Raw genomic sequence first — 697 nt, 5'->3', positions numbered from 1 at the left:
TTTAGCCGCCGATGCACGCTGATTGACGCTGATAGATCCAGGCGCTGCTGACCGCAATGTACGCCAAGTTTCGCTAAGGAAGGCAAAGAATTAGGTTTAACCCCCCTGATTTTGATCTCCTTTGTATACTTTGCCTGCCCCGAGTCACGCCAAAGGCGTGATCGAGGGGCGAGCTTCGCGTTCTTTGCGTGAGACAGACTTTAGCTTTTGGTTTCACCCGGTGTTAGATTTCCTCTGTGACCTGTGATCTCTGTGTGAGACAGCTCTTATTGCTTTTGCGTATAGGCGTGTCGGTAATTCTCTAACTTCGTTAACTTTATGAACTTCGTGTTCAATAGCTTTAACCGCTTTTATAGAAACCGCGCTTCCTCTGCTCTTCCCCATTGCCCATCGCCCCTCGCCTATCGCCCGCTCTTATCCCCTGTATCCCCTTCATCCCTGTTAAATCGTGCCGTTGCGTTGTGGAACAGCGATGGGCTGTAAGTCTCGAAGAATTATCTCCACGATCCTCTCGGCCGCCTTGCCGTCCCATAGCGGCGGGATTTGGCCTTTCTTTCCCTTCCCCTCCAGTATGTCTGCGGCAATGGCGACGATCTTTTCCGGGTCTGTCCCCGCCAGGTAGTTCGTTCCCACCTCAACGGTGGAAGGCCGTTCGGTGACACCGAGCTTTTTCCGTGGGGTCAGTACCCGCCTTTCA

General features: G+C 52.8%; 1 protein-coding gene. It reads right to left on the bottom strand.

Going from position 1 to position 697, the window contains the following annotated elements:
• Nucleotides 1–441: 441 nt before the first annotated feature.
• Nucleotides 442–697: UDP-N-acetylglucosamine 2-epimerase (locus P1S59_14595; GenBank protein ID MDF1527453.1), on the bottom strand; the 256-nt coding region annotated here is incomplete at its 5' end.

Source organism: bacterium, from assembly GCA_029210965.1.
Classification (GTDB): domain Bacteria; phylum BMS3Abin14; class BMS3Abin14; order BMS3Abin14; family BMS3Abin14; genus JALHUC01.
This window is presented reverse-complemented; position numbering and strand designations above follow the sequence as displayed.